The following is a 20,387-nucleotide window of genomic DNA, read 5'->3' on the forward strand; positions in this document are numbered from 1 at the left end:
TTTCAGTAGAACGCACCCAGCCGTCCAGGACCACGTCCGATCGGCCTGACCTGGGGGCGACCGGTCCCGGTCGCGGAGCAGGACCATGTACCCCTCCCTGGGGTACTTCGACCCGTCCCCGCGGGCTCTCGCACCTCCCCCGAGCCCCTCCCCCGAGGGCTTCGCCCCTACGTGGCCGACCGCTCGGCACTGCGGGGTCCGGACGGCCGGTCCTCGGCGATGCGCACCAGAACGTCCGCCGTGGCCTCCGGTGCGGCGAGCATCATGTCGTGGCCGCAGTGCAGGTCGTACGTCTCCCAGCCGGCGGCCAGCGCCTGCTCGTGGAAGCGCGTCAGGCTCGCCAGGGGCGGATCGGTGTGCCGCACATAGACCTTGCGGATCCGGTCGAGGGCCCCGGGGTCGTAGGCGACCCGGTCCGTCTGGCAGCGGAAGGGGAAGTCGGTCAGGCGCGGCCCGGCCCATGCCCGCAGGCCGGGGTCGGTGACACCCCACAGGTCGAGGAAGGCCGGGCTCGCCGGGAGCCGCCAGCCGTCCCCGGCGGCCACCTCCCGGCGATAGCGGGCGGCGGTCGCGGCGGGTTCGACGTCCAGCAGCGACTGGCCGGGGCCGGCGAGGAAGCTGCCGAGGAACACCACACCGGCCAGCCGGTCACCGGCCCGCTGCGCCAGTGGGCCGGCGAGGATCCCGGAGTAGCTGTGCAGCACGAGATGCACCTCGCGCAGGTCCTCGAACCAGAGCAGCTCCGTGAGATCGGCGAGGTGCGTCTCGACTCCGACGTCAGGGGTGAGCGACCGGCGGCGCTCTCCCTGCCCGGTGAGGGTCGGGGTGAACACGTGGTGCCCCGCCCGGTGGAGTCTCGCACGCACCTCACGCCAGGCCCAGCCACCGTGCATCGCTCCGTGCACGAGGACGAATGTCGCCATGGCTCAGCGCCTCTCCCTCAGCGGCCGGATACGGCAGATACACCGTATGGGGCATCTGCCTTGATTGTGGCATCGAGGGCTCACCGGCCGTCAGAACGACCGTCACGCTTACTCCTTGAGGGGGTTGGAGACCAGGTCGACGAGGTTCTTGCGCGGGTCGGACGCGACATACCGGTTGAAGTGCGCGACGCAGGAGAGCACCAGGAGACGGCTGACCCGGGGGTCGTGCACCGTGACCTCGTAGGCGGAACGGATGCCGGTGGGGCGGGAGAGCTCGAAGCCCTCGGACCCGTTCGAGCGGAACCGCAGGCGGTGCGAGAGGACGTTGTTGACCTGCGCGGCGTCGAAGGCCATCCGCAAGGGTGAGGCGTGGCGCAGCCGGCTGCCGGCGCCCGCCGGTGCGCCGGCCAGTTCCCCCAGGTCGTGCTGGGCGAACGTCCAGCGGTCCGCGCCGTTCGTGCGGCGGCTGCGCTCGACGGTCCCCAGCAGGGTGCGGTCGGGCAGCCACGCCTTCCACTCGTCGACCTGGCCGGCACACTCCGTCAGGCCCGGTCCGGCGGTGACGGTGTAGGGGCGCAGGCCCTCGTAGTGCACCTCCCTGTGCATCCGCGCCACCGGCTCCCGCTGCCCGTCCGTCCGTACCAGGAAGGTGGTGTGGGCGCGGGCGTACTCGACGCTCACGGTGAAGGACTGGAGTGACTCGATCACAGCCGACCGCCCCCGGCCCGCCCGGCGTTCGGCCGTCCCATGCCCCGGTGACACTGGGCGAGCTTGCCGGAGAAGAACTCCGCGGTCGCCGGCACGAGCAGCCGCAGGGGCAGCAGGAGGCCGTCCAGGTCGTCGTCCTTGTGGCAGTGGTGGCCGCCGTAGCTCTGTATGGCGCTGAGATGGCCACCCTGCTTGGCCGTCAGACCGGCGTACTGATGAAATTCGTCCTGTGATGGCGCCTGAAATCCCGACATGAAGGACCCTCCCCGTTGGGTGTTACGTGAAATGCCTCCAGGCGTGTCGGTATCCATCCGCACGCCCGTTGAGGTGACGCACCCGGGCGTCCCGCGGGCCGAGGCCCACAGGGAGGCTAGGCACCACAAGTAGGCGTCTGACCATGGGTTCCCCTCGGCGGAGTTTCCACGGGCCCAAAGATTGCCCAATTAACCATTTGCCTTTCATTTACCGCCCGGCCGATAGCTCGCCGAGGGTTTTCCGGGCTTCGCGTCCGAGGGTTCAGGAACTTGATTTCCGGCGGCATCGCGGGGCACAGCCGGAAATCGTGCGGCATTTTCGGCGGGGAAAGCCTCGCGTCGCGGCCGGGCGCCGGCCGGGGCACTCGCCGGGGGTCGAAAGCGCTGGTCCCGGCCGGACGGAGGTGCGGTCGGGCGATCCAGGGGACCATGGAGGCCGGGGCAGCCACCGGGCAGGGGCCGGCCACGAGCCGGACACGCGGACCGGCCACCGAACGGAGCGAGGAAGGGCCCGTGGTCCGGCAGACACGAAGGCCCCGTGGTCCGGTGGACGGGAAGGGCCCCGTGGTCCGGCAGACGGAAGGAGTGCCGGGGTGAGCGCAGCCGAGGTGCCTCCCGCTGACGTCGGTGGACCGGAGGGCGGGTCGTCGCAGCCGAGCGGGCTGATGGACCTCCTCGCCGTCGCCGCGGTGCTGGTGGACGGCGAGGGGCGGATCGTGCTGTGGAGCCCGCAGGCCGAGGAGCTGTACGGCTACTCCCCCGAGGAGGCGCTCGGGGAGTACGCGGCGCCGCTGCTCATCCACCCGGAGCACTGGGACCTGGTGATCAAGAAGTTCGCCGACGTCATGGAGACCGGCAGGAGCTGGGGCGGCACCTTCCCCGTCCGGCACAAGGACGGCGCCGCACGGCTGGTGGAGCTGCGCACCATGCGGCTGACGGACGACCACGGCGAGTTCTACGCACTCGGGCTCGCCACCGACTCCCCGACACTTCGCGAGGTGGAGCGCGATGTCGCGCTGTCCACCCGGCTGATCTCCCAGTCCCCCATCGGGCTGGCGATTCTCGACACCGAGCTGCGCTATGTGGCCGTCAACCCCGCCATGGAGCGGATGCACGGCATCCCCGCGAAGGACCACCTCGGCCGGCACTACCGCGAGATCATGACCGCCGCGAAGTTCGAGGTGCCCGAGGCCGCGATGCAGCAGGTCCTGGAGACCGGGGTCCCCATGGTCGACGAGGCCACCGTCGTCGGCCGCACACCCTCCGACCCGGAGCACAAGCACGCCTGGTCGATCTCGTTGTACCGGCTGGAGGACCCCCAGGGGCGCGTGCTCGGGGTGGCCGACCTGGTGGTGGATGTGACCGACCGCTATCAGTCGGCCATGGAGGCCGCCGAGGCCCGGCGGCGCCTGGCCCTGATCGCGGACGGCTCGGCGCGCATCGGCACCACCCTGGAGGTGGAGCAGACCGCCCGGGAGCTGGCCGAGGTCACCGTTCCCGAGCTCGCCGACCTGGGCACGGTCGATGTGCTCGACTCCGTACTGGGGGAACACCGCCCCAGCCGTGGCGAGGGCCCCGCGCTCTTCCGCGCCCTCGCCGTGAAGGCCGCCTACCCCACCGAGGCCCTCCAGGCGGTCGACCCGCCCGGCCAGACCGCCGCCTACGAGGCCGGCCGGCTGGCCACCCAGTGTGTGCGCACCGGCCGCCCGATCCTGGTCCCCCACGCGAACCGCGACGACCTGGCGCGCATCGCCCGCGACGACCACGCCGCGACCTTGCTGGCCGGCGCCGGAGTGCACTCCTACCTGCTGGCCCCGCTCATCGCCCGCGGCCACATCCTCGGCTGCCTGGGGCTCAGCCGCGCCGGCAACCCGCAGCCCTTCGACGCGGACGACCTCGCCCTCGCCGCCGAGCTGGCCTCCCGCGCCGCGGTGTGCATCGACAACGCCCGCTCGCACCAGAGCGTGCGCAACGCCGCCGAGACCCTCCAGCGCAGCCTGCTCCCCGACCATCCGCCGCACCTTCCCGGTCTGCAGATCGCCTCCCGGTACCGGCCCGCGCAGGCCACCTACGAGATCGGCGGCGACTGGTACGACGTCCTCCCGCTGGAGGGCGACAAGACGGCGCTCGTGGTGGGTGACGTGATGGGCAGCGGTATCGACGCAGCCGCCACGATGGGCCGGCTGCGCACCGCCACCAGTGCCTTCTCCGATCTCGATCTCGACCCGGCCGAGGTCCTCCAGCACCTCGACAAGATCACCTCGGGGCTGGAGCACTACATCGCCACCTGCGTCCACGCGGTCTACGATCCCCACCGCGCCGAATGCCACATCGCCACCGCCGGTCATCTGCCGCCGGTCCTGGTACGCCGTGGCGGCCACCCCGTGCTCCTCGACCTGCCCACCGGCACCCCGCTCGGTGTCGGCGGCGTCCCCTTCGAGACCGTCACCTTCGGCCTCGCCCCCGGCGACCAGTTGGTCCTGTACACCGACGGGCTGGTCGAGACCCGCCACCACCCCATCGACGAGCGCCTCGAAACCCTGCGCCGCCTGCTGGACGCGCCCGACCGCTCCCTGGAGGAGACCTGCGACCGGCTGCTGGCCGCGCTCCGGCGGCCGGACGATCCCGATGACGTGGCCCTGCTCATCGCCCGCGTCCAGCCCTTCGGCCCCGGCTCGTAGCGCCGTCGAGCGGCCCGTCCCTCTTGGAGCGCCGATCAGATGACCCGCCACCCCAGCGATGCGCCGACGCCCCCGCCCGGCGGTGCGGACAACGGGCCCGCCGTCTCGCGCGCGGAGTTCGACGCGCTGTTCGCGGCGGTCCGTGCGTGGGGCCGCTGGTCCCCCGCCGACCGCGGCGCCTGGAGCCGGGTGACCCCGGAGCTGGTGCGTCGGGCCACCGCCCTCGTCCGCTCCGGAACGGTCATCCCGATGGCGCGCCCGTGGGACACCTCCCCCGGCCCGGACAACAGCCGGCCCGCCTTGCACTACATGTCCGACCTCGGCGACCTGGAGGCCGGCGAGCCCTCCACCTTCAAGGACTTCATCGCCGTCGACTACCACGGCAAGGCCGTCAGCCATCTGGACGCGCTGTCCCACGTGGCCTATCGCGGGCAGCTCTATGACGGCCGCACGGCGCGGGAGTGCGTCGACGCGGCGGGGGCCCGCTTCGGTGCGGTGTCGGCGCTGGGTGCCCTGGTGACCCGGGGCGTGCTGCTCGACCTGCCCGCCGTTCTGGGGTGCCGGTGGCTGGCACCGGGACGGGCGGTGCACGCCGAGGACCTGACGTCCGCCGAGCGGGCACTCGGGGTGACCCTCGGTGAGGGTGACGCGGTGTTGCTGCGGTCCGGCAGCCTGCGCCGCCGCCGGGAGGAGGGCGCCTGGGACCCCGGCACGGCGAGCGCGGGGCTGCATGTGGACGCCATGCCGCTGCTGGCCGAGCGCGGTATCGCGCTGCTCGGCGGCGACGGCGACAGCGATGTGCGGCCCTCGCCCGTCGACGGCCTGCACTCGCCGGTGCACGCGCTCGCCCTCGCCGCGATGGGAGTGCCGCTCCTGGACAACCTCGACCTCGAAGCGCTCTCCGCCGCCGGCGCCGCGGAGGGCCGATACGCGTTCCTCTTCGTGGTGGCTCCGCTGCACATCCCGGGCGGCACGGGCTCGCCCGTCACACCCCTCGCGGTGCTGTGACGGCCGCGATGACCTCCGCCCCCTGGGCCCCTCCCCCCCTCTCGCACTCGTGACCGATAACTGTACAAAGCTCTACAATTGGGTCGGTGGTACCGCTGCTCCGGCGTACGGGTGGCCATGGCGGCACGTATCGATCTGGCAGGTGATCGGGATGGGGCTCGTGGCAGACGACCTCGGCCCCGCACGCGCCCGTGAGCAGTTCCTGCACGGCGGCCGGGTCGAGGGGGAGGTACGCGGCCCGATCCTGGATTCCTGGCAGCGTTCGCGTTCCCTGGGGCTCACCCCGGAGGGCTGCGAGCTCCCCTTCCGCCAGGACATCGATCTGGACGGCCGGCTGGTCCGTGCCGCCGGGCCGGTGCTGGACCGGCTCCAGGCCAGGTTCGCGGGCAGGAACATGAATGTGTGCCTTGCCGACGGACACGGGGCGGTGCTGCAACGCCGCTTCGGCGAGGCCTCGCTGGTCAGGCAGCTGGCCGCGATCCAGAGCGTGCCGGGCTTCGTGTTCGCCGAGCAGTTCGCCGGGACCAACGGCATCGGGCTGGCGCTGGCGGAACGGCAGCTGATCACTGTCTACGGCGCCGAGCACTTCGCCGAACGCTCACAGACCAACGCCTGTGCGGCCATTCCCGTCCGGGACCCGCTCAGCGGACGCATCGAAGGCGTGCTGTGCTTCGGCTATCCGCCCACCGACGCGGACGCGGGCCTGAACACCGTGATCAGCCGGGCGGCTGGCGCCATCGAACGACGACTGCTCGCACAGAGTTCAATGCGCGAACAGGCCCTGCTGCAGGCATACTTGGATGTCAGACACCGCGCGGCGGCCGACGACACGACGGGCAACGGCCGGCCCGGCGAGCCGGCCGGGACCGGGCTGGACTGGCGTGACGAGATGATGCTCAAGGAGCGGGCCGCCGATCTGATCGCCGCGGCCCAGCGCGCCGCCGTCGAGGTCCTGCTCCCCGGCGGCCGGCGGGTCACCCTGCTGAGCCGCCCGGTGACCAGCCCCGCCGGGGTGGACGGCGTCGTCATCGAGGCGGTCCTGCCCGCACCGCATGAGCACCTCGCCGTCCTCACCGGCGTGGGCGCCCCGCCCGGCGGCCCGGCGCCGCAGACCCTCGCCCTCACCCGTCCGCCGCCCGGACACGGTGACGACGCCGCAGCCGGCCGGCCGGTCGCGACGGCCCGCCCGCCGGGCCGGGCCGGCGCCGCCGGACCGGCCCCCGGCGGTGCGGCCGGCCCGGTGGTGCTGATCGGTGAGCCGGGGGTGGGCTCCTACGCCGTGGCGGCCCGGCGTCGGCTGGAGCTGCTCTCCGAGGCCAGCACCCGGATCGGCACCACCCTGGACGTGAGCCGCACTGCCCGGGAGCTCGCCGAGATGGCCGTCCCGCGGCTGGCCGACTACGTCACCATCGACCTCCCCGAAGCGGTGCTGCGCGGCGAGGAGCCGACCGACCTGCGGACCGGTCTGCACCGCACGGTCGTCCACGGCATTCACGCGGACTGCCCCTTCTACCCGGCCGGTGAACCGGTCGCCCTCCGGCCGACGACGCCTCAGGTCCGTTGCCTGACCAGCCGTCAGTCCGTCCTCGAACCCGATCTGACGGCCGCCACGGACTGGATCGCCCAGGACGCCGCGCACGCCCGGCACATCCTCGCTCACGGCATCCACTCCCTGATCGCCGTCCCGCTCCTCGCCCGCGGCATCGCGCTGGGCATCGCCAGCTTCTACCGCTCGCAGGACCCCGCCCCGTTCGGCGACGACGACCGTTCGCTGGCCCAGGAGCTCGCCACCCGCGCCGCCATCTGCATCGACAACGCCCGCCGCTTCACCCGCGAACACACCATGGTCCTCGCCCTGCAGCACAGCCTGCTGCCGCAGCGCTTCCCCGAGCAGAGCGCCGTCGAGGTCGCCCACCGCTACCTGCCGGCCGAATCCGGGGTCGGCGGCGACTGGTTCGACGTGATCCCCCTTTCGGGCACCCGCGTCGCCCTCGTCGTCGGGGACGTCGTCGGCCACGGGCTGCACGCCGCCGCCACCATGGGCCGGCTGCGCACCGCCGCGCGCAACTTCGCCGAACTCGACCTGCCCCCCGACGAAGTCCTCACCCAGCTCGACAATCTCGTGGGGCGCCTCGACCGGGACGAGGGCACCGAGGACCCCGCCGCCGACAGCCCCGGCATCATCGGCGCCACCTGCCTGTACGCCATTTACGACCCCACCTCGCAGGTGTGCGTGATGGCCCGGTCCGGCCACCCCCCGCCCGCGCTGGTCCGCCCCGACGGCGCCGTCACGTTCCCCGACCTGCCCGCCGGCCCGCCGCTGGGCCTGGGCGGGCTGCCCTTCGAGACCGCCGCCTTCCCGCTCCCCGAAGGCTCTTCGCTCGTCCTCTACACCGACGGGCTCCTCACCGACCGCCACCGCGATGTCGACACGGCCCTCGACCGGCTGCGCCGGGCCCTGTCCCACCCGGCCCGTTCCCCCGAGGACACCTGTGAGGCGGTGGTCCGGACCGTGGTGCCGCCGCACCCCGACGACGACATCGCCCTGCTCGTCGCCCGCACCCACGCCCTGGACCCCCGGCGGATCGCCACCTGGGACCTGCCCGCCGACCCGTCGCTGGTCTCCGGCATCCGTGCCGCCGTGACCCGCCAACTGGCCGCATGGGGACTGGAGGAGGCCGTCTTCGCCACCGAACTCCTGCTCAGCGAGCTGGTCACCAATGCCATCCGCTACGGCACCGCCCCAATCCAGGTCCGGCTGCTCCACGACCGCACGCTGATCTGCGAGGTCTCCGACGCCAGCAGCACCGCTCCACATCTGCGCCATGCGGCCAGCACCGACGAGGGCGGCCGCGGGCTGTTCCTCGTCGCCCAGCTCGCCCAGGCGTGGGGCACCCGCTACACCGTCGGCGGCAAGGTCATCTGGGCCGAGTGCGCGCTGGAGCCCCCCGGCGGAAAGTCCGACGCCGCCGAGAGCCTTTTCGACGACATCCCCGCCCTCTAGCGGCCCCTGCGGCAGCAACACCACAGCGGGCCGTACCATGACGGAACGTGCACATAACGGCATGAAGGGCGCACCACGGAACCGCCCCGTGCGCCGCCCGCACCGCCGCGGAACACCCCGCGGCGCGGCCCGGCCCGTCGGGCCGCCAGGAAGAACCACGAGGCCGACCCCCGGAGAAGTCCGTGCATGACGCTCCTGACCGCAGCCCTCCCCCGCGCCGTGCCCCGGAGCCCCTCGTCCGCATCCGCGGTATCGGCAAGCGGTTCGGCGGCACGCTCGCCCTGGACGCCGTCGACCTCGACATCCGGCCCGGCCGCGTCCTCGCCCTGCTCGGGCCCAACGGCGCGGGGAAATCCACCCTCATCAAGGTGCTCGCGGGCGTCCACCACGCCGACGCCGGCACGGTGACGGTCGCCGGGCACCCGCTCGGCACCGAAGCGGCCTCCCGCGCCCTGTCCTTCATCCATCAGGACCTGGGTCTGGTCGAGTGGATGACGGTCGCCGAGAACATCGCCCTGGGCGCCGGGTACCCGCGCCGCGCGGGCCTGCTGTCGTGGCGGAGAACCCGCCGGCAGGCCACCGCGGCGCTGGACATCGTCGCCGCGCATCTGGACCCGGACACGCCCCTGGCCGACCTCCCGCGCGCCGAACGCTCCCTGGTGGCCCTCGCCCGCGCGCTGTCCAGCCAGGCCGCGCTCCTCGTCCTCGACGAGCCGACCGCCAGCCTCCCGGCAGCGGACTGCGCCCGGCTCTTCGACGTGCTGCACACCCTGCGCGACCAGGGCCACGCCATCGTCCACGTCACCCACCGGATCGACGAGGTGTACAAGGTCGCCGACGACTTCGCCGTGCTGCGCGACGGCCGCCTGATCAGCGAAGGTCCGCTGGCCGGCTACGACCCGGGCCGCCTCGTGCACGACATCGTGGGCCACACACCGGCCGGCCACCGGATCGCACCCGCCGCGGGCCCGGCCGTCCTCTGCCTCGACCGGGTAGGGACCGCGAACACCGCACCGGTCAGCCTGGAACTGCGCGCGGGCGAGATCCTCGGCATGGTGGGCCTCACCGGCGCCGGGCACATGGAACTGGGCCGCGCCCTCGCCGGCGCCGGCCACCTCCTCGGCGGGCGGGCCCTGCTCGACGGACGGCCCTACGCGCCGGACACGGTCGCCGCCGCCGTCGCCGCCGGCGTCGGCCTGGTGACCAGCAACCGACAGGAAGAGGGCTGCGCCGCCGAACTGACGGTGCGGGAGAACTTCCTGGCCAACCCCCGGGCGGGCGGCGGACCGGCCGTGCACTGGATCGGCCCCCGCCGCGAGCGCGCCGAAGCGGCCGCCCTGATCAAGCGGTTCTCGGTGTCGCCCGGGGACACCGAGGCACCGATCGCCACCCTCTCCGGAGGGAACCAGCAGAAGGTCATGGTCGGCCGGTGGCTGGGGCGCAACCGGCGGCTGCTGATCCTCGAAGAGCCGACCGCCGGAGTGGACATCGGCGCCAAGGCGGCGCTCTACCGCCTGCTCCAGGAGGCGCTGGCCGACGGCCTCGCGGTGCTGCTCCTGTCCACCGACTTCGAGGAGGTCGCCCAGGTGTGCCACCGGGCCCTGGTCTTCGTCCGCGGGGCGGTGACCGTGCAGCTGAGCGGCGAGGCGCTGACGGCCGCCGGACTCGCCCGCGCCTCCTCGGCCATGACCGCGCTCACCGGGACGAGGAGACGATGACGCCCTTCTCCCGTCCCCCGCTGGGCCGCCGGTGGGGTCATCTCCTCGGCGCCTACGGTCTCCTGGCCCTCACCGCGCTGCTGTTCCTGGCCTTCTCGCTGGCGCTGCCGGACACCTTTCCCACCCTGGACAACATCTCCGAGGTGCTGTCCAACGAATCGATCCCCGCCATCCTCGCGCTCGGCGCGACAATCCCCATCGTCACCGCGAAGTTCGACCTGTCCATCGGCTACGGACTGGGCCTGGCACACGTCATGACGATGCGGCTGATCGCCGAAGAAGGGTGGCCCTGGCCGCTCGCCTGCCTCGTGGTGGTGCTCGGCGGGGCGGTCATCGGCACCTTCAACGGTGTCGTCGTCGAATTCGCGAAGATCGACTCCTTTATCGCCACCCTCGGCACCGGCAGCATCCTCTACGCCGTCACCGGATGGCTCACCAACGGGGCCCGGATCGTCCCCGGCCCGCAGGGCCTGCCGGCCGGCTTCACCGACCTCTACGACTCCCGGTTCCTCGGCCTGCCGGTCTCCGCCTTCTACGTCCTCGCCCTCACCGCCGCGCTGTGGCTGCTCCTGGAGCGACTGCCCCTCGGCCGGTACCTGTACGTCATCGGCTCCAACCCCCGCGCCGCCGAACTCGTGGGCATCCCCATCCGGCGCTATGTCATCTCCGCCTTCGCCGGATCGGGCCTGGTCGTGGGCGTCGCCGGTGTGCTGCTGGCCGCACAGCAGCGGATCGGCAACCCCAGCGTCGGCCTGGACTACCTGCTGCCCGCCTTCGTCGGTGCGCTGCTCGGCTCCACCGCGATCAGACCAGGCCGCCCCAACGCCCTGGGCACCCTGGTCGCCGTCGTCATCCTCGCCATCGGTCTGGCCGGCATCGGTCAGCTCGGCGCCCAGTTCTGGGTCACCCCGCTGTTCAACGGCGCGACGCTGCTCCTCGCCGTCGGCATGGCCGGGTATGCCGCGCGCCGTCAGCTGCGTCGGCGACGGACGGAACCCGCCCGGCCCCGCCATGACGTGCCACACACCGCCCCGTGACCGCCGGCCGTCACCACCGTGCCCTTCCGCCGGGAGCGCCCGTGTCCTCGCACCGCACCACCGCCCTCGGCAGCGCCGTCGTTCTGGCCGTGGTGGCCACCGTCCTCGCCGGCTGCGAGCGCGGCACCTCGACCGGCGCCGGGTCCTTCTCGCCGGGGCCGGCACGGACCGGTTGCCCTGCCGTCCTGGCCAGGGCCCGGACGACCGTGGAGCGGGCCATGACGACCCGCTCCACGTGGGACGGCCCCACCACCGGCCCCCGGGCGGTGGCCGGCAAACGGATCGTCTATGTCGCGCAGACCATGAACAACCCCGGTGTCGCGGGCGCCGCCAACGGCGTGCAGGAGGCCGCGCGGGCCATCGGCTGGCAGGTCCGGGTGATCGACGGCCAGGGCACCCCCGCGGGGATCCAGGCGGCCTTCAGTCAGGCCCTCGCCCTGCGGCCCTCGGGCATCGTCATCGGCGGCTTCGACCCGCATCTGACGTCGCAGCAGGTGGCGAAGGCCGGCGCGGCGCACATCCCGCTCGTCGGCTGGCACGCCGTCGACTCCCCCGGCCCGAGCAGGAACCCCGCCCTCTTCAGCAACGTCACCACCCGGGTCCAGGACGTCGCGAGGAGCAGCGCGGACTGGATCATCGTGCACTCCCACGGCCACGCCGGGGTCGTCGTGTTCACCGATGACTCGATCCCGTTCGCCAGGAACAAATCCGAGCTGATCAAGAAGGAGCTGGCCACCTGCTCCGGCGTGACGTTGCTGGCGGAGGAGAACATCCCGATCGCGGACACCAGCAGCCGGACCCCCCAGGAGGTCTCCTCGCTGCTCTCCCGCTTCCGGGACAGCTGGACCCACTCCGCCGCCATCAACGATGTGTACTTCGCCGATGCCGCCCCGGCACTGCGCGCCGCACGCAAGAAGGGCGGCGGCGTCCCCTTCAACATCGGTGCCGGCGACGGCGATCCGTCCGCCTTCCAGCGCATCAACAGCGGTCAGTTCCAGGCCGCCACCGTTCCTGAACCGTTCGCCCAGCAGGGCTGGCAGATCCTCGACGAGTTCAACCGCGCCTTCGCCGGCAGGCCGGCCAGCGGCTACGTCGCCCCCGTGCACATCGCCACGGCCGCCAACAGCGGCGGCGCCACGACATGGAACCCGCCGGGCTACCGCGCGGCGTATCTGAAGATCTGGGGGAAGTGAGTCGGGCCGGCCTCCCGCACCGCCGGGCCCGAACACCGGGGAGAGCCGGGGGAGGTCATACGCCGCCGAGCGGAACCGGCGGCGGCAGTTGCGCCACGGGGTCCACGAGGGCGTGCACGGCCGGCAGCCAGGGGCGCTCCCGCGGACCGCACAGCACCAGGTTCCTGCTGTGGTGCGGGGTGATCGGCACCAGGACGAGGTCGTCGGGGACCACCGAACGTGAGACCTCCGGCAGGATCGAGACGCCGAGGCCGGCCTGGACCATGCTGAGGAGCGTGCCGAGGTCCCGTACGCGATGGGCCGGGGTGTACTCCTCCCCCGCCAGCCGGTGGATGGTGCGGATGTGCCGCTCGCAGCCGTTCGGCGAGAGGACCAGCGGGTCGTCCGCGAGGTCCGCGACATGGACGCTCTCCTCCCCCGCCAAGGGGTGGTCCTGCGGGAGCAGGGCGAGGAAGGGGTCGGTCACCAGCAGCGCGCCACCGCCGCCATGGCCATCCCCCCGGCCGGTGGCCGGCGCGGGGTCGACCACGATGGCGGCGTCCGCCGCCGCGCCGGCGAGCCAGGCCTCGGTCTCCTCGCCGCTGCCCTCGAAAACACGGAGGTGAAGCGCCGGCAGCCGCTCCGCCCAGTGGCGCAGCAGCGAGGGCAGCAGTCCCTGGCAGACCGTGGGGGTGGCGGCGAGGCGTACCGTGCCGCCCGGCGTCGCCCGGTGCCGGGCCGCGGCGTCGAGGACCGCGTCCGCCGCCGCGAGAGCCGAACGGGCATGGGACAGCACCCTCTCACCAAGTCCCGTCATCCGTACGGGAGATGAGCGCACCAGCAACGGCCCGGCGAGGGTGCGCTCCAGCGAGGCGACGGCATGCGAGACCGCCGACTGGCTCAGCCCCAGCTCGTCCGCCGCCCTACCGAAGCCCCCCGCGTCGACCACCGCGACGAACGCCCGCAACTGCGGCAGATTCAACGCCACGATGCCTTTCCCTCCCCGTCATGAGGCCCTTCATACGGCACCAGTCCCCTCATGAGGGCCTCTTATGAAGGCCCCTCATGAGTCCATCGATGATCCTCGTTGGACCCATCTTCCCTGACCGGAGAGGCTCATGAGCATTCACTCCGCTCCTGGAAAGGCGTCGTCCCATGCCGTACATCCGCGTCACCGTCTCCGACCCGGACCTGGCCCCCGCCCGCCATTACGCCCTCGCGGAGGGCCTGACGGACCTGGCCGTCTCCGCCCTCGGAAAGTCCGCGGCGCGCACCACGGTCCACGTGCACCCGGTCCCGGCCGACCACTTCTTCGTCGCCGGCCGCCCGGTCCGCGAGGCCACCGGCGCTCACGTGGAAGCAAGCATCACCGCGGGCACCAACAGCGCCGAGGAGAAGGCCCGGTTCCTCGCCGGGGCGTACGCGCTGCTGCGGGAAACCCTGGGCGTACTGCCCCCGGTCGCCGGGGTCGCCCTGTACGAACTCCACCCCGAGAGCTACGGCTACAACGGCGTCACCCAACTCGACCACTACCGGCACACGCCCCGGCCCGCCCCGGGGACCGATGCACCCTCACGGCCGTAAGTGTGCGTGTACCGGGTACCCGGTACACGCAAGCCGCCGCAACGGAGCGGCAGGTGCCCGCCCGGGCCGGCTGCGGCATTGGCCGGCCTTCGCACGAAAGGCACAGCATGCTCTTTCTGGTCGTATCCCTCTTTCTCTTCGGTGCGTTGCTCGGGACGGCAGGTCATGTCCCGGTACCCGTCACGGTGCTCGGCGGGATCGCCATCACGGCCTGGCTCACGGTGTTCTTCTGGCGCGAACGCCGCAAGAGCGGCATGAAGGGAGCCTCGCGATGACCTCGACCTGGATCCCGCTGAAGACCGGTCCCCGCCCGCAGGCCGACCGGATGGCCGTCGCCGCGTTCGTCTGCGGCCTGGTGGGGACCGTGGTCTTCAATATCTTCTTCGGGCCGTGCGCTGTCCTGTTCGGCATCCTGGCGCTGGCCCGTGGCACGATCCGCCGCCTGCGCGCCTGGCTGGGCGTGGCCTTCGGCGTGCTCGACCTCGTCCTGCTCTTCGTCCTGACCTCGGCCGGCGGAACCGTCAGCTGGCACATCTGAGGGCCGGTCCGGCGGATCATCGCCCGAGGGCCCGGCAGCCTTGAGCGATGATCCGGGGACGCGACTGGGGACTGGTGGTCAGGTCATCGCGAACTTGGCAACGTACGCGTCGAAGGGCTCGATGCCGGCCTCCGCACGGAGTTCGTCCATGCGCTCGGGCTCTTCACAAGGCCACGGAACCGGTGACCCGTCCTTCACGCCGACGATCTGTGACGGTCACGGTGTCGTGGAAGGCGTAGGCACATGGCCGCCCCCTCGCGTCAGCCGTGCTGTGCCCGGTCGTACACCTTCTTGGCCGTGGCTCCCAGCACTTCCCCCTGCATCACGGTCGGAGTCAGGGAGTCCAGTGAACTGTTGACCGAGACCAGCGTGCCCTTGCCGGTGGTGGCGTTGAAGTCGGCCAGCCACGGCCCGCCGCTTGCGCCGCCGCTCATGTCGCAGGGGATGGCCTGCAGGCCGCTCTGCTTCTTCGCCGTACCGACGCAGCGCAGGAGCTCCTCGCCGAGCTGCGGGCGGGTGGCGGAGTAGCCGAAGGCGGAGAGGGTGCCGCCAACGGGGCGGTTGAAGGCGATGTCCTGGCCACCCACGACATCGGTGAGCTTGCGGCCACTTTTGCCGTCGTCGACGACCAGCGTGGACAGGTCGTCGGTGGAGTCGTTCTCCCAGGTGCGCGGAGTCACTGCGGTGCGGACGGCGAACGCGCCGTAGGGCATGGTGCCCTTGCTGTAGCCGGGGACGAACACCATCAAGAGGTGGGTGTTGCCGGGAGAGGAGCCCCGGCGCACGCAGTGTGCCGCGGTCATGACGGCGGAGCGGTTGGCGCTTTTCACGGCGGTGGCCGTGCACCAGGTATCGGCACCGTTCGCATTGACGAAGAAGAGCCGCCCGACGGTCTTTAAGACGGTGCCCTGCCACGGCTTGGCCTTCGGTCCGGTCGGACCGAGGTCCACGGACTTCCCAACGGCCTTGATGCGGGCGGGCGTCCAGTAGGCGAGTGCTTCCTGGCGCTCCTTGGCCGTGTACGCCAGGACGGAAACCGGGTCGGCCGAGGCGGCACGGGCCGGCTGACCGGCCACGGCCGTCGCCGGGATCGGGACAGCGAGGACGAGGGCCGTACCGGCCACGGCGAGTCCCATGACACGGCCATGAAGGCGCCGCATCACGGAAGTTGATGTCTCGGACATAGCTGGTATCTCCTCGGCTGGTGCAGGCAGTGGACAGGGGCTGGCACTCCGCCCTGCAAGAACGGGGAACCTGCCTGTTCGGTTGCGCTATCGACGATCTGTGACGCACTGCGTGGATACACGCCGCGTGGTGTCAAGGTCGGCGACGGCGAGCACCCTTCGGTGCGCCGAAGCACCGCAGGAGGGCCTGTCCGGCGTCGTGATCACGTGGCGAGGAAAAGGGTTGGAGGGATGATGGTCGGGGCTGTTAGCTTGCCGTTGACCGTGACACCGCCCGAGGAGGTGAGACCCATGAACGCTGTATCGACGTGGGTGCTCCCCCTTCCCGTCACGGCCGGCGATTGATGCAGGTGTCGCCGGGAGCGCCTCGACAACAAGGCACTCCCGAAAGGCAACACCTATGCACTCTCTGCAGTTCACCGCCGAACCGTCGTCGAACGGTATGGTCGAGCGCGACTTCACCGTGGGCGACGTCCCCGGAGTTCTCTGGTCGCCGGCCTCCGGCGCCGATCGCGCGCCCCTGGTCCTGATGGGCCACGGCGGCGGCACCCACAAGAAGCATCCGTCGATGGCCGGCCGGGCACAGCGCCTCGTGACCGGCTGCGGCTTCCATGTCGCCGTCCTCGACGCGCCCGGTCACGGCGACCGACCGCGCACCGCGCACGACGAGCAGGAGATCGCCGCGCTGTACCGGGCGAGGGCGGCGGGCGAGCCGGAAGGGCCGATCATCGTCCGTTACAACGCCCACCTGGCGGAGCTCGCCGTGCCCGAGTGGCAGGCGACCCTGGACGCCCTCCAGGAACTGCCGGAGATCGGCGCCGAGGGGCCGGTGGGCTACGTCGGCATCGGCCTGGGCACCGCGATCGGGTTGCCGCTGGTGGCGATCGAGCCCAGGATCACGGCCGCGGTCTTCGGCCCGCACTGGCCCGATGTCCTGGTCGAGAAGGCGCAGCAGATCACCATCCCGATCGAGTTCGACCTGCAGTGGGACGACGAGCGCATCCCGCGCGAGGCCGGTCTCGCGCTGTTCGACGCCTTCGCCTCGAAGGAGAAGACGTTGCACGCCAACGCGGGCACACACATGGAACTGCCCAGGTTCGAGGCCGACAGCGCGGCCCGGTTCTTCGCCCGGCATCTTGGCCGGGCGGTCACCTCACCGGCCTGAAAGTGAGCGGCAGCGGCATCCGGTCTGCCCATCGGGTGCCGCTACCGCGGCCCGGGTTGAGGCTGCGCATCCAGATGAGGGATCCGCGTAGCCGGAGCCCTGCCAGGTAGCTCGCGGATGTCTTGCCGTAGCGGGTAGCCAGGCCCCGCCACCTCCGGCTCGCGGGGCCAGGACGGCGGCAAGTCCGCGTGACCGTCCGCGTCACCATGGACCCCAAGTCCGGCGGTGGCGAGACGGTCGAGGAGAAGTACCACCCGTAAGCACCCGCGTCCTGCCCGCGCGCGGTGCTAGCGCCGGGTGACCGAGCGGATCCAGGCGAGCTGCTGGGAGATCTCCCCGGCCTGGGCGGTCTGCTCCCGGTCGGAGCCGTTGAAGACGCCGAGGAGGGTTTCGGTGCCGCGCGGGGAGATGCTCATCACCGGGCCGCCGGAATCGCCGCCGGCGGGAATCCCGGACACCTTTTCCATGCAGAAGTCCGGGCCGCCCGGGGCGGTGAAGCCCTTGCAACGAGGGTCGTCCGGCCGTACGACCCGAAGGTCCGACTGCTTGAGTACGGGAGACTGGCAGGTGTTTTCGTCCTCGGTGCAGGTGGCGCCCCACCCGTACTGCCGTACGACCTGGCCGGGGTGGACCCCGGCCGTGGCCAAGGGCGCCGTGCGGATCTTCATCGGCGGGACCTTGATGAGCATCATGTCGGCGTGCGCGCTTCCGACGCGCCTGCCGGGGACCGGGCGGACCGTGGTGCCCTTCCGCATGTCGAGGTTGCCGACCCGGAACGAGATCCGCTTGTCGGCGACCGGCTGCGCCTGCTCGTAGAAGCAGTGCGAGGCGCTGATGATCCACTGTGCTGTGACGGCGGTCCCGGTGCACGTCGGCTTGCCGTCGATGAGCATGCGCACCGCCCACGGGCCGTAGGTGCTCTTCGATCCGCCGATGACGGCGGAGGCCGGCGCGGACGACATCACCGCACCCGTCACCAGCAATAACGCGGTCACCAGCAGCACACGAACGCGACGCACCATCCGGAACAACTCCTCTCAACGGGGCATGGGCCGTACGAGTGGTGAGATGCCCCGCGGGGACGAAAAGTTCCCAATGGTGTGAACGAAGCGGCCCGGGGCCGTCGTTCGCCCGGCCGGAGTTCCGGCCGGGCGGGGCCGCACGGGTCGCGGCCACCACACGTCAGCTTCAGCCGGTGAAGGCCCGCAGGAACTCGTTCGTGTTCTTCCCCGTGCTGGAACACGTCGCCTGCGCCTGGATGTTGGTGCCCTCCGGGCACGGCTTGTCGCGGGTGGCGGACCACATCGACAGCCGGCCGAGCCCCTTTTGCCGGGCGAACGCCCGGAGTTCGGCCGCGTCGCCGGGCGTGAAGACCTCGCCCTTGACGTCGTTCACCCCGATCATCGGCGTGACCCCGACCGCCTTCCATGCCGCGGCCTCACCGCGCAGGCCCAGCGCCGACTTGACCTGCTTGTGGGTGGCGGTGGCGGCGTCGATGGCGTACTTGCCCATGTCGCCGTCGTAGGAGGTGCCGTAGTCCATGGCCATGATGTTCACGGCGGAGACCTGGACGCCGTTCTTCTTCGCGCTCTTCAGCACGGCGACGGAGTCCCGGTTCAGGCCCGAGGGCATCACCGGCAGGGTGTAGGAGACGTCCAGCTTCCGGCTCTGCTGGAGCCGGGCGATCGCCCGGGCGCGCAGGTCGTTGGCCTTGGTGTCGGTCAGGGCGGGGCCCTCGATGTCGAAGTCGGCCTTGGTCAGGTGGTAGGCGTCGATGACCTTGCGGTAGGCGTCCACCAGCTTGTCCACCGAGCCGCAGGTCCGGGCCAGTTCGTTTCCGCTCTGGCCGCCGAAGGAGATCCGCACCTCGCCGCCCCGGTCGCGCAGTTGGTCCGCCTGTCCCGCCACCGGATTGTCGGCCAGATCCTGCCGGCCGCCCCACTTGGGCACACAGCCGCCGCCCGGGGAGACGAACGCCAGGTTGTACTCCTTCACACCGGCCTCCCGGGCGCCCTTGAGGAGATCGTAGGAGGGCCTGAGCGAGGTGTCGACGTACGGGGCGAAGGCGCCGGACGCGCCGGCGGGCGCGGAGGGGGCGTGCGGAGAGGGCGCCTTGGTCGCGGGGCCGTTGCTCTTGTGCGGCCGGGACGCCGCCGGCCCCGGGCTCGTGGCCTCGTCCGGCTCGCCGGCCGAGCAGCCGGCGAGCAGCGACGCCGCGAGTGCCGCGGCCGCCGCCGCCGCCGTGGCGGCCGGTATCCGGGTGCGGCTCCTGCGCACGGCGAACTGTTGTGAGTGCTTCGTCATCGTCGGGCTGCATCCTTTGTGGGGGGGTGGGCGGTGGTGTCGGGACCTGGGTCCCGCACGGCAGCCGCGGTCCTCCCCCACCGCCCCGGGAGCGGACCGCGATCCGGACGCGTTCCGGATCAACTTCCCTCGGCCCAAGGCAATCGCATCCTTTTTCGCTGGTCAAGAATCGCCCTTCACCGCAGGCGGCGCACGGGCACGGCCCGCAGCCGAGCCGCTGCGGGCGGTCGCTACTGTGGGGTGATCCGCCGGCGTGGTGACCGGCCGGCGGGCTGCCGCGTTTCACGCGTCGCCCGGCGGCCCCCGTGACGGACAGCACCTTGACCGGCAGCCTTATGTAAGGAGCGAGCATGACAAGCGTGCACGGAACTTCCCTGGACATCCCCACCCCGGACGGGATCGCCGACGCCTTCCTCGCGCACCCCGGCGACGGCGCGCCGCACCCCGGCGTCCTGCTCTACATGGACGCCTTCGGCCTGCGTCCCGCACTGGAGGAGATCGCCCGGCGCCTGGCCGGGCACGGCTACACGGTGCTGGTGCCCAACGTCCTGTACCGGGCCGGGCGCGCCCCCGTGGTGGACCTGCCGGACTTCATCGATCCTTCCCAGCGGCCGGAGCTCTTCAAGCCGCTCTTCGCTCTGGTCCAGTCGCTCAGCCCCGACCTGGCGATGCGGGACGCCGGCGCCTACCTCGACTGGCTGGCCGCCTCCCCGCTGGTCGCCGAGGGACCGGTGGGCACCGCCGGCTACTGCATGGGCGGCGTCCTCGGCCTGCGCACCGCCGCGGCCCACCCCGACCGGATCGCGGCCGTGGCCTCCTTCCACGCCGGCCGTCTGGTCACCGAGGCCGAGGACAGCCCGCACCGGCTCGTCGGCCGCATCACGGCGGAGCTGTACTTCGGCCACGCCGACCAGGACCCGTCGATGCCGGCCGACCAGATCACGACCCTGGAGCAGGCCCTGGACACCGCGGGCGTGACCTACCGCAGCGAACGGTACGAAGGCGCCCCCCACGGCTACACCCAGGCCGACACCGCCGCGTACGACGCCGGGGCGGACGAACGGCACTGGCGCAATCTGCTGGAGCTCTTCGCGCACCGCCTCTGAC

18 protein-coding genes and 1 pseudogene are annotated in these 20,387 nt (G+C 72.0%); 11 read left to right on the forward strand and 8 right to left on the reverse strand.

The features are described 5' to 3' along the window. Positions 1–167 precede the first annotated feature (167 nt). The 3 genes from OIU81_RS03795 to OIU81_RS03805 all read right to left on the reverse strand — a co-directional run bounded on the left by OIU81_RS03795 (position 168) and on the right by OIU81_RS03805 (position 1,885). On the reverse strand, positions 168–923 hold the full coding sequence (locus tag OIU81_RS03795; RefSeq protein WP_329143803.1) for an alpha/beta fold hydrolase: 756 nt from the start codon (positions 921–923) through the stop codon (positions 168–170). 108 nt (positions 924–1,031) lie between these two features. Beyond that, a complete protein-coding gene (locus tag OIU81_RS03800; protein WP_329143805.1) occupies positions 1,032–1,631 on the reverse strand; it encodes a hypothetical protein in 600 nt (199 codons plus the stop codon). Continuing rightward, entirely contained in the window at positions 1,628–1,885 is a 258-nt protein-coding gene (locus OIU81_RS03805) for a hypothetical protein (RefSeq protein ID WP_329143807.1), read from the reverse strand. The genes OIU81_RS03800 and OIU81_RS03805 overlap by 4 nt, the downstream gene beginning before the upstream one ends. Positions 1,886–2,550: 665 nt before the next feature. On the opposite strand from OIU81_RS03805, the gene OIU81_RS03810 reads away from it, so the two are divergent. From OIU81_RS03810 to OIU81_RS03835, 6 genes are all read left to right on the forward strand, one after another. Then, positions 2,551–4,566, forward strand: coding sequence for a SpoIIE family protein phosphatase (locus tag OIU81_RS03810; protein ID WP_329154872.1), 2,016 nt, complete (start codon positions 2,551–2,553; stop codon positions 4,564–4,566). A 39-nt stretch (positions 4,567–4,605) separates the two neighbouring features. Continuing rightward, positions 4,606–5,574, forward strand: coding sequence for a cyclase family protein (locus tag OIU81_RS03815; protein WP_329143809.1), 969 nt, complete (start codon positions 4,606–4,608; stop codon positions 5,572–5,574). A gap of 151 nt (positions 5,575–5,725) precedes the next feature. Continuing rightward, a complete protein-coding gene (locus OIU81_RS03820; RefSeq protein WP_329143811.1) occupies positions 5,726–8,578 on the forward strand; it encodes a SpoIIE family protein phosphatase in 2,853 nt (950 codons plus the stop codon). 182 nt (positions 8,579–8,760) lie between these two features. Next, positions 8,761–10,296: a sugar ABC transporter ATP-binding protein gene (locus OIU81_RS03825; protein ID WP_329143813.1), complete on the forward strand. Its 1,536-nt coding sequence runs from the start codon at positions 8,761–8,763 to the stop codon at positions 10,294–10,296. Further along, positions 10,293–11,333: an ABC transporter permease gene (locus OIU81_RS03830; protein WP_329143816.1), complete on the forward strand. Its 1,041-nt coding sequence runs from the start codon at positions 10,293–10,295 to the stop codon at positions 11,331–11,333. Before OIU81_RS03825 ends, OIU81_RS03830 begins: the two co-directional genes overlap by 4 nt. 41 nt (positions 11,334–11,374) lie before the next feature. Further along, a complete protein-coding gene (locus OIU81_RS03835; protein ID WP_329143818.1) occupies positions 11,375–12,526 on the forward strand; it encodes a substrate-binding domain-containing protein in 1,152 nt (383 codons plus the stop codon). A gap of 55 nt (positions 12,527–12,581) precedes the next feature. Here OIU81_RS03835 and OIU81_RS03840 read toward each other — a convergent pair whose 3' ends face one another. Continuing rightward, the gene (locus OIU81_RS03840; protein WP_329143819.1) at positions 12,582–13,493 is read right to left on the reverse strand and encodes a LysR family transcriptional regulator; all 912 of its coding nucleotides are present in this window, start codon (positions 13,491–13,493) and stop codon (positions 12,582–12,584) included. 167 nt (positions 13,494–13,660) lie between these two features. On the opposite strand from OIU81_RS03840, the gene OIU81_RS03845 reads away from it, so the two are divergent. Genes OIU81_RS03845 through OIU81_RS03855 form a run of 3 tightly spaced genes read left to right on the forward strand, consistent with a single transcriptional unit; the run spans position 13,661 to position 14,627 of the window. Further along, positions 13,661–14,089, forward strand: a complete 429-nt coding sequence (locus OIU81_RS03845) for a tautomerase family protein (protein ID WP_329143821.1) — start codon at positions 13,661–13,663, stop codon at positions 14,087–14,089. A 53-nt stretch (positions 14,090–14,142) separates the two neighbouring features. Next, the gene (locus OIU81_RS03850; protein WP_329330869.1) at positions 14,143–14,364 is read left to right on the forward strand and encodes a hypothetical protein; all 222 of its coding nucleotides are present in this window, start codon (positions 14,143–14,145) and stop codon (positions 14,362–14,364) included. After that, positions 14,361–14,627: a DUF4190 domain-containing protein gene (locus OIU81_RS03855; RefSeq protein WP_329143825.1), complete on the forward strand. Its 267-nt coding sequence runs from the start codon at positions 14,361–14,363 to the stop codon at positions 14,625–14,627. Before OIU81_RS03850 ends, OIU81_RS03855 begins: the two co-directional genes overlap by 4 nt. A 78-nt stretch (positions 14,628–14,705) precedes the next feature. Here OIU81_RS03855 and OIU81_RS42230 read toward each other — a convergent pair. Beyond that, a pseudogene (locus OIU81_RS42230) lies at positions 14,706–14,840 on the reverse strand (DUF6624 domain-containing protein); the annotation flags it as partial. Positions 14,841–14,887: 47 nt separating this feature from the next. Next, positions 14,888–15,763 carry a trypsin-like serine peptidase gene (locus OIU81_RS03860; RefSeq protein ID WP_329143827.1) on the reverse strand — a complete coding sequence of 292 codons (876 nt, stop codon included), beginning with the start codon at positions 15,761–15,763 and terminating at the stop codon, positions 14,888–14,890. A 448-nt stretch (positions 15,764–16,211) separates the two neighbouring features. On the opposite strand from OIU81_RS03860, the gene OIU81_RS03865 reads away from it, so the two are divergent. Continuing rightward, complete coding sequence (locus tag OIU81_RS03865; RefSeq protein WP_329143829.1) at positions 16,212–16,976, forward strand: alpha/beta hydrolase; 765 nt, start codon at positions 16,212–16,214, stop codon at positions 16,974–16,976. Between the two features lie 287 nt (positions 16,977–17,263). Here OIU81_RS03865 and OIU81_RS03875 read toward each other — a convergent pair whose 3' ends face one another. Together OIU81_RS03875 and OIU81_RS03880 are read right to left on the reverse strand one after the other, a co-directional pair. Then, on the reverse strand, positions 17,264–17,998 hold the full coding sequence (locus OIU81_RS03875; protein WP_329143831.1) for a S1 family peptidase: 735 nt from the start codon (positions 17,996–17,998) through the stop codon (positions 17,264–17,266). Positions 17,999–18,164: 166 nt separating this feature from the next. Then, on the reverse strand, positions 18,165–19,280 hold the full coding sequence (locus OIU81_RS03880; RefSeq protein WP_329143833.1) for a chitinase: 1,116 nt from the start codon (positions 19,278–19,280) through the stop codon (positions 18,165–18,167). A gap of 350 nt (positions 19,281–19,630) precedes the next feature. Between OIU81_RS03880 and OIU81_RS03885 the strand changes: the two genes are divergently transcribed. Then, a complete protein-coding gene (locus tag OIU81_RS03885; RefSeq protein WP_329143834.1) occupies positions 19,631–20,386 on the forward strand; it encodes a dienelactone hydrolase family protein in 756 nt (251 codons plus the stop codon). Position 20,387 lies beyond the last annotated feature (1 nt).

This window comes from Streptomyces sp. NBC_01454 (genome assembly GCF_036227565.1).
GTDB lineage: Bacteria > Actinomycetota > Actinomycetes > Streptomycetales > Streptomycetaceae > Streptomyces.

Excerpts from the sequence above, each read along its gene's own strand:
- OIU81_RS03795 (WP_329143803.1), bottom strand. The coding sequence starts at position 923 with ATGGCGACATTCGTCCTCGTGCACGGAGCGATGCACGGTGGCTGGGCC.
- OIU81_RS03805 (WP_329143807.1), bottom strand. The coding sequence starts at position 1,885 with ATGTCGGGATTTCAGGCGCCATCACAGGACGAATTTCATCAGTACGCC.
- OIU81_RS03810 (WP_329154872.1), top strand. The coding sequence starts at position 2,551 with ATGGACCTCCTCGCCGTCGCCGCGGTGCTGGTGGACGGCGAGGGGCGG.
- OIU81_RS03815 (WP_329143809.1), top strand. The coding sequence starts at position 4,606 with ATGACCCGCCACCCCAGCGATGCGCCGACGCCCCCGCCCGGCGGTGCG.
- OIU81_RS03820 (WP_329143811.1), top strand. The coding sequence starts at position 5,726 with ATGGGGCTCGTGGCAGACGACCTCGGCCCCGCACGCGCCCGTGAGCAG.
- OIU81_RS03830 (WP_329143816.1), top strand. The coding sequence starts at position 10,293 with ATGACGCCCTTCTCCCGTCCCCCGCTGGGCCGCCGGTGGGGTCATCTC.
- OIU81_RS03845 (WP_329143821.1), top strand. The coding sequence starts at position 13,661 with ATGCCGTACATCCGCGTCACCGTCTCCGACCCGGACCTGGCCCCCGCC.
- OIU81_RS03855 (WP_329143825.1), top strand. The coding sequence starts at position 14,361 with ATGACCTCGACCTGGATCCCGCTGAAGACCGGTCCCCGCCCGCAGGCC.
- OIU81_RS03860 (WP_329143827.1), bottom strand. The coding sequence starts at position 15,763 with ATGGGACTCGCCGTGGCCGGTACGGCCCTCGTCCTCGCTGTCCCGATC.
- OIU81_RS03865 (WP_329143829.1), top strand. The coding sequence starts at position 16,212 with ATGCACTCTCTGCAGTTCACCGCCGAACCGTCGTCGAACGGTATGGTC.
- OIU81_RS03875 (WP_329143831.1), bottom strand. The coding sequence starts at position 17,998 with ATGGTGCGTCGCGTTCGTGTGCTGCTGGTGACCGCGTTATTGCTGGTG.
- OIU81_RS03880 (WP_329143833.1), bottom strand. The coding sequence starts at position 19,280 with ATGACGAAGCACTCACAACAGTTCGCCGTGCGCAGGAGCCGCACCCGG.
- OIU81_RS03885 (WP_329143834.1), top strand. The coding sequence starts at position 19,631 with ATGACAAGCGTGCACGGAACTTCCCTGGACATCCCCACCCCGGACGGG.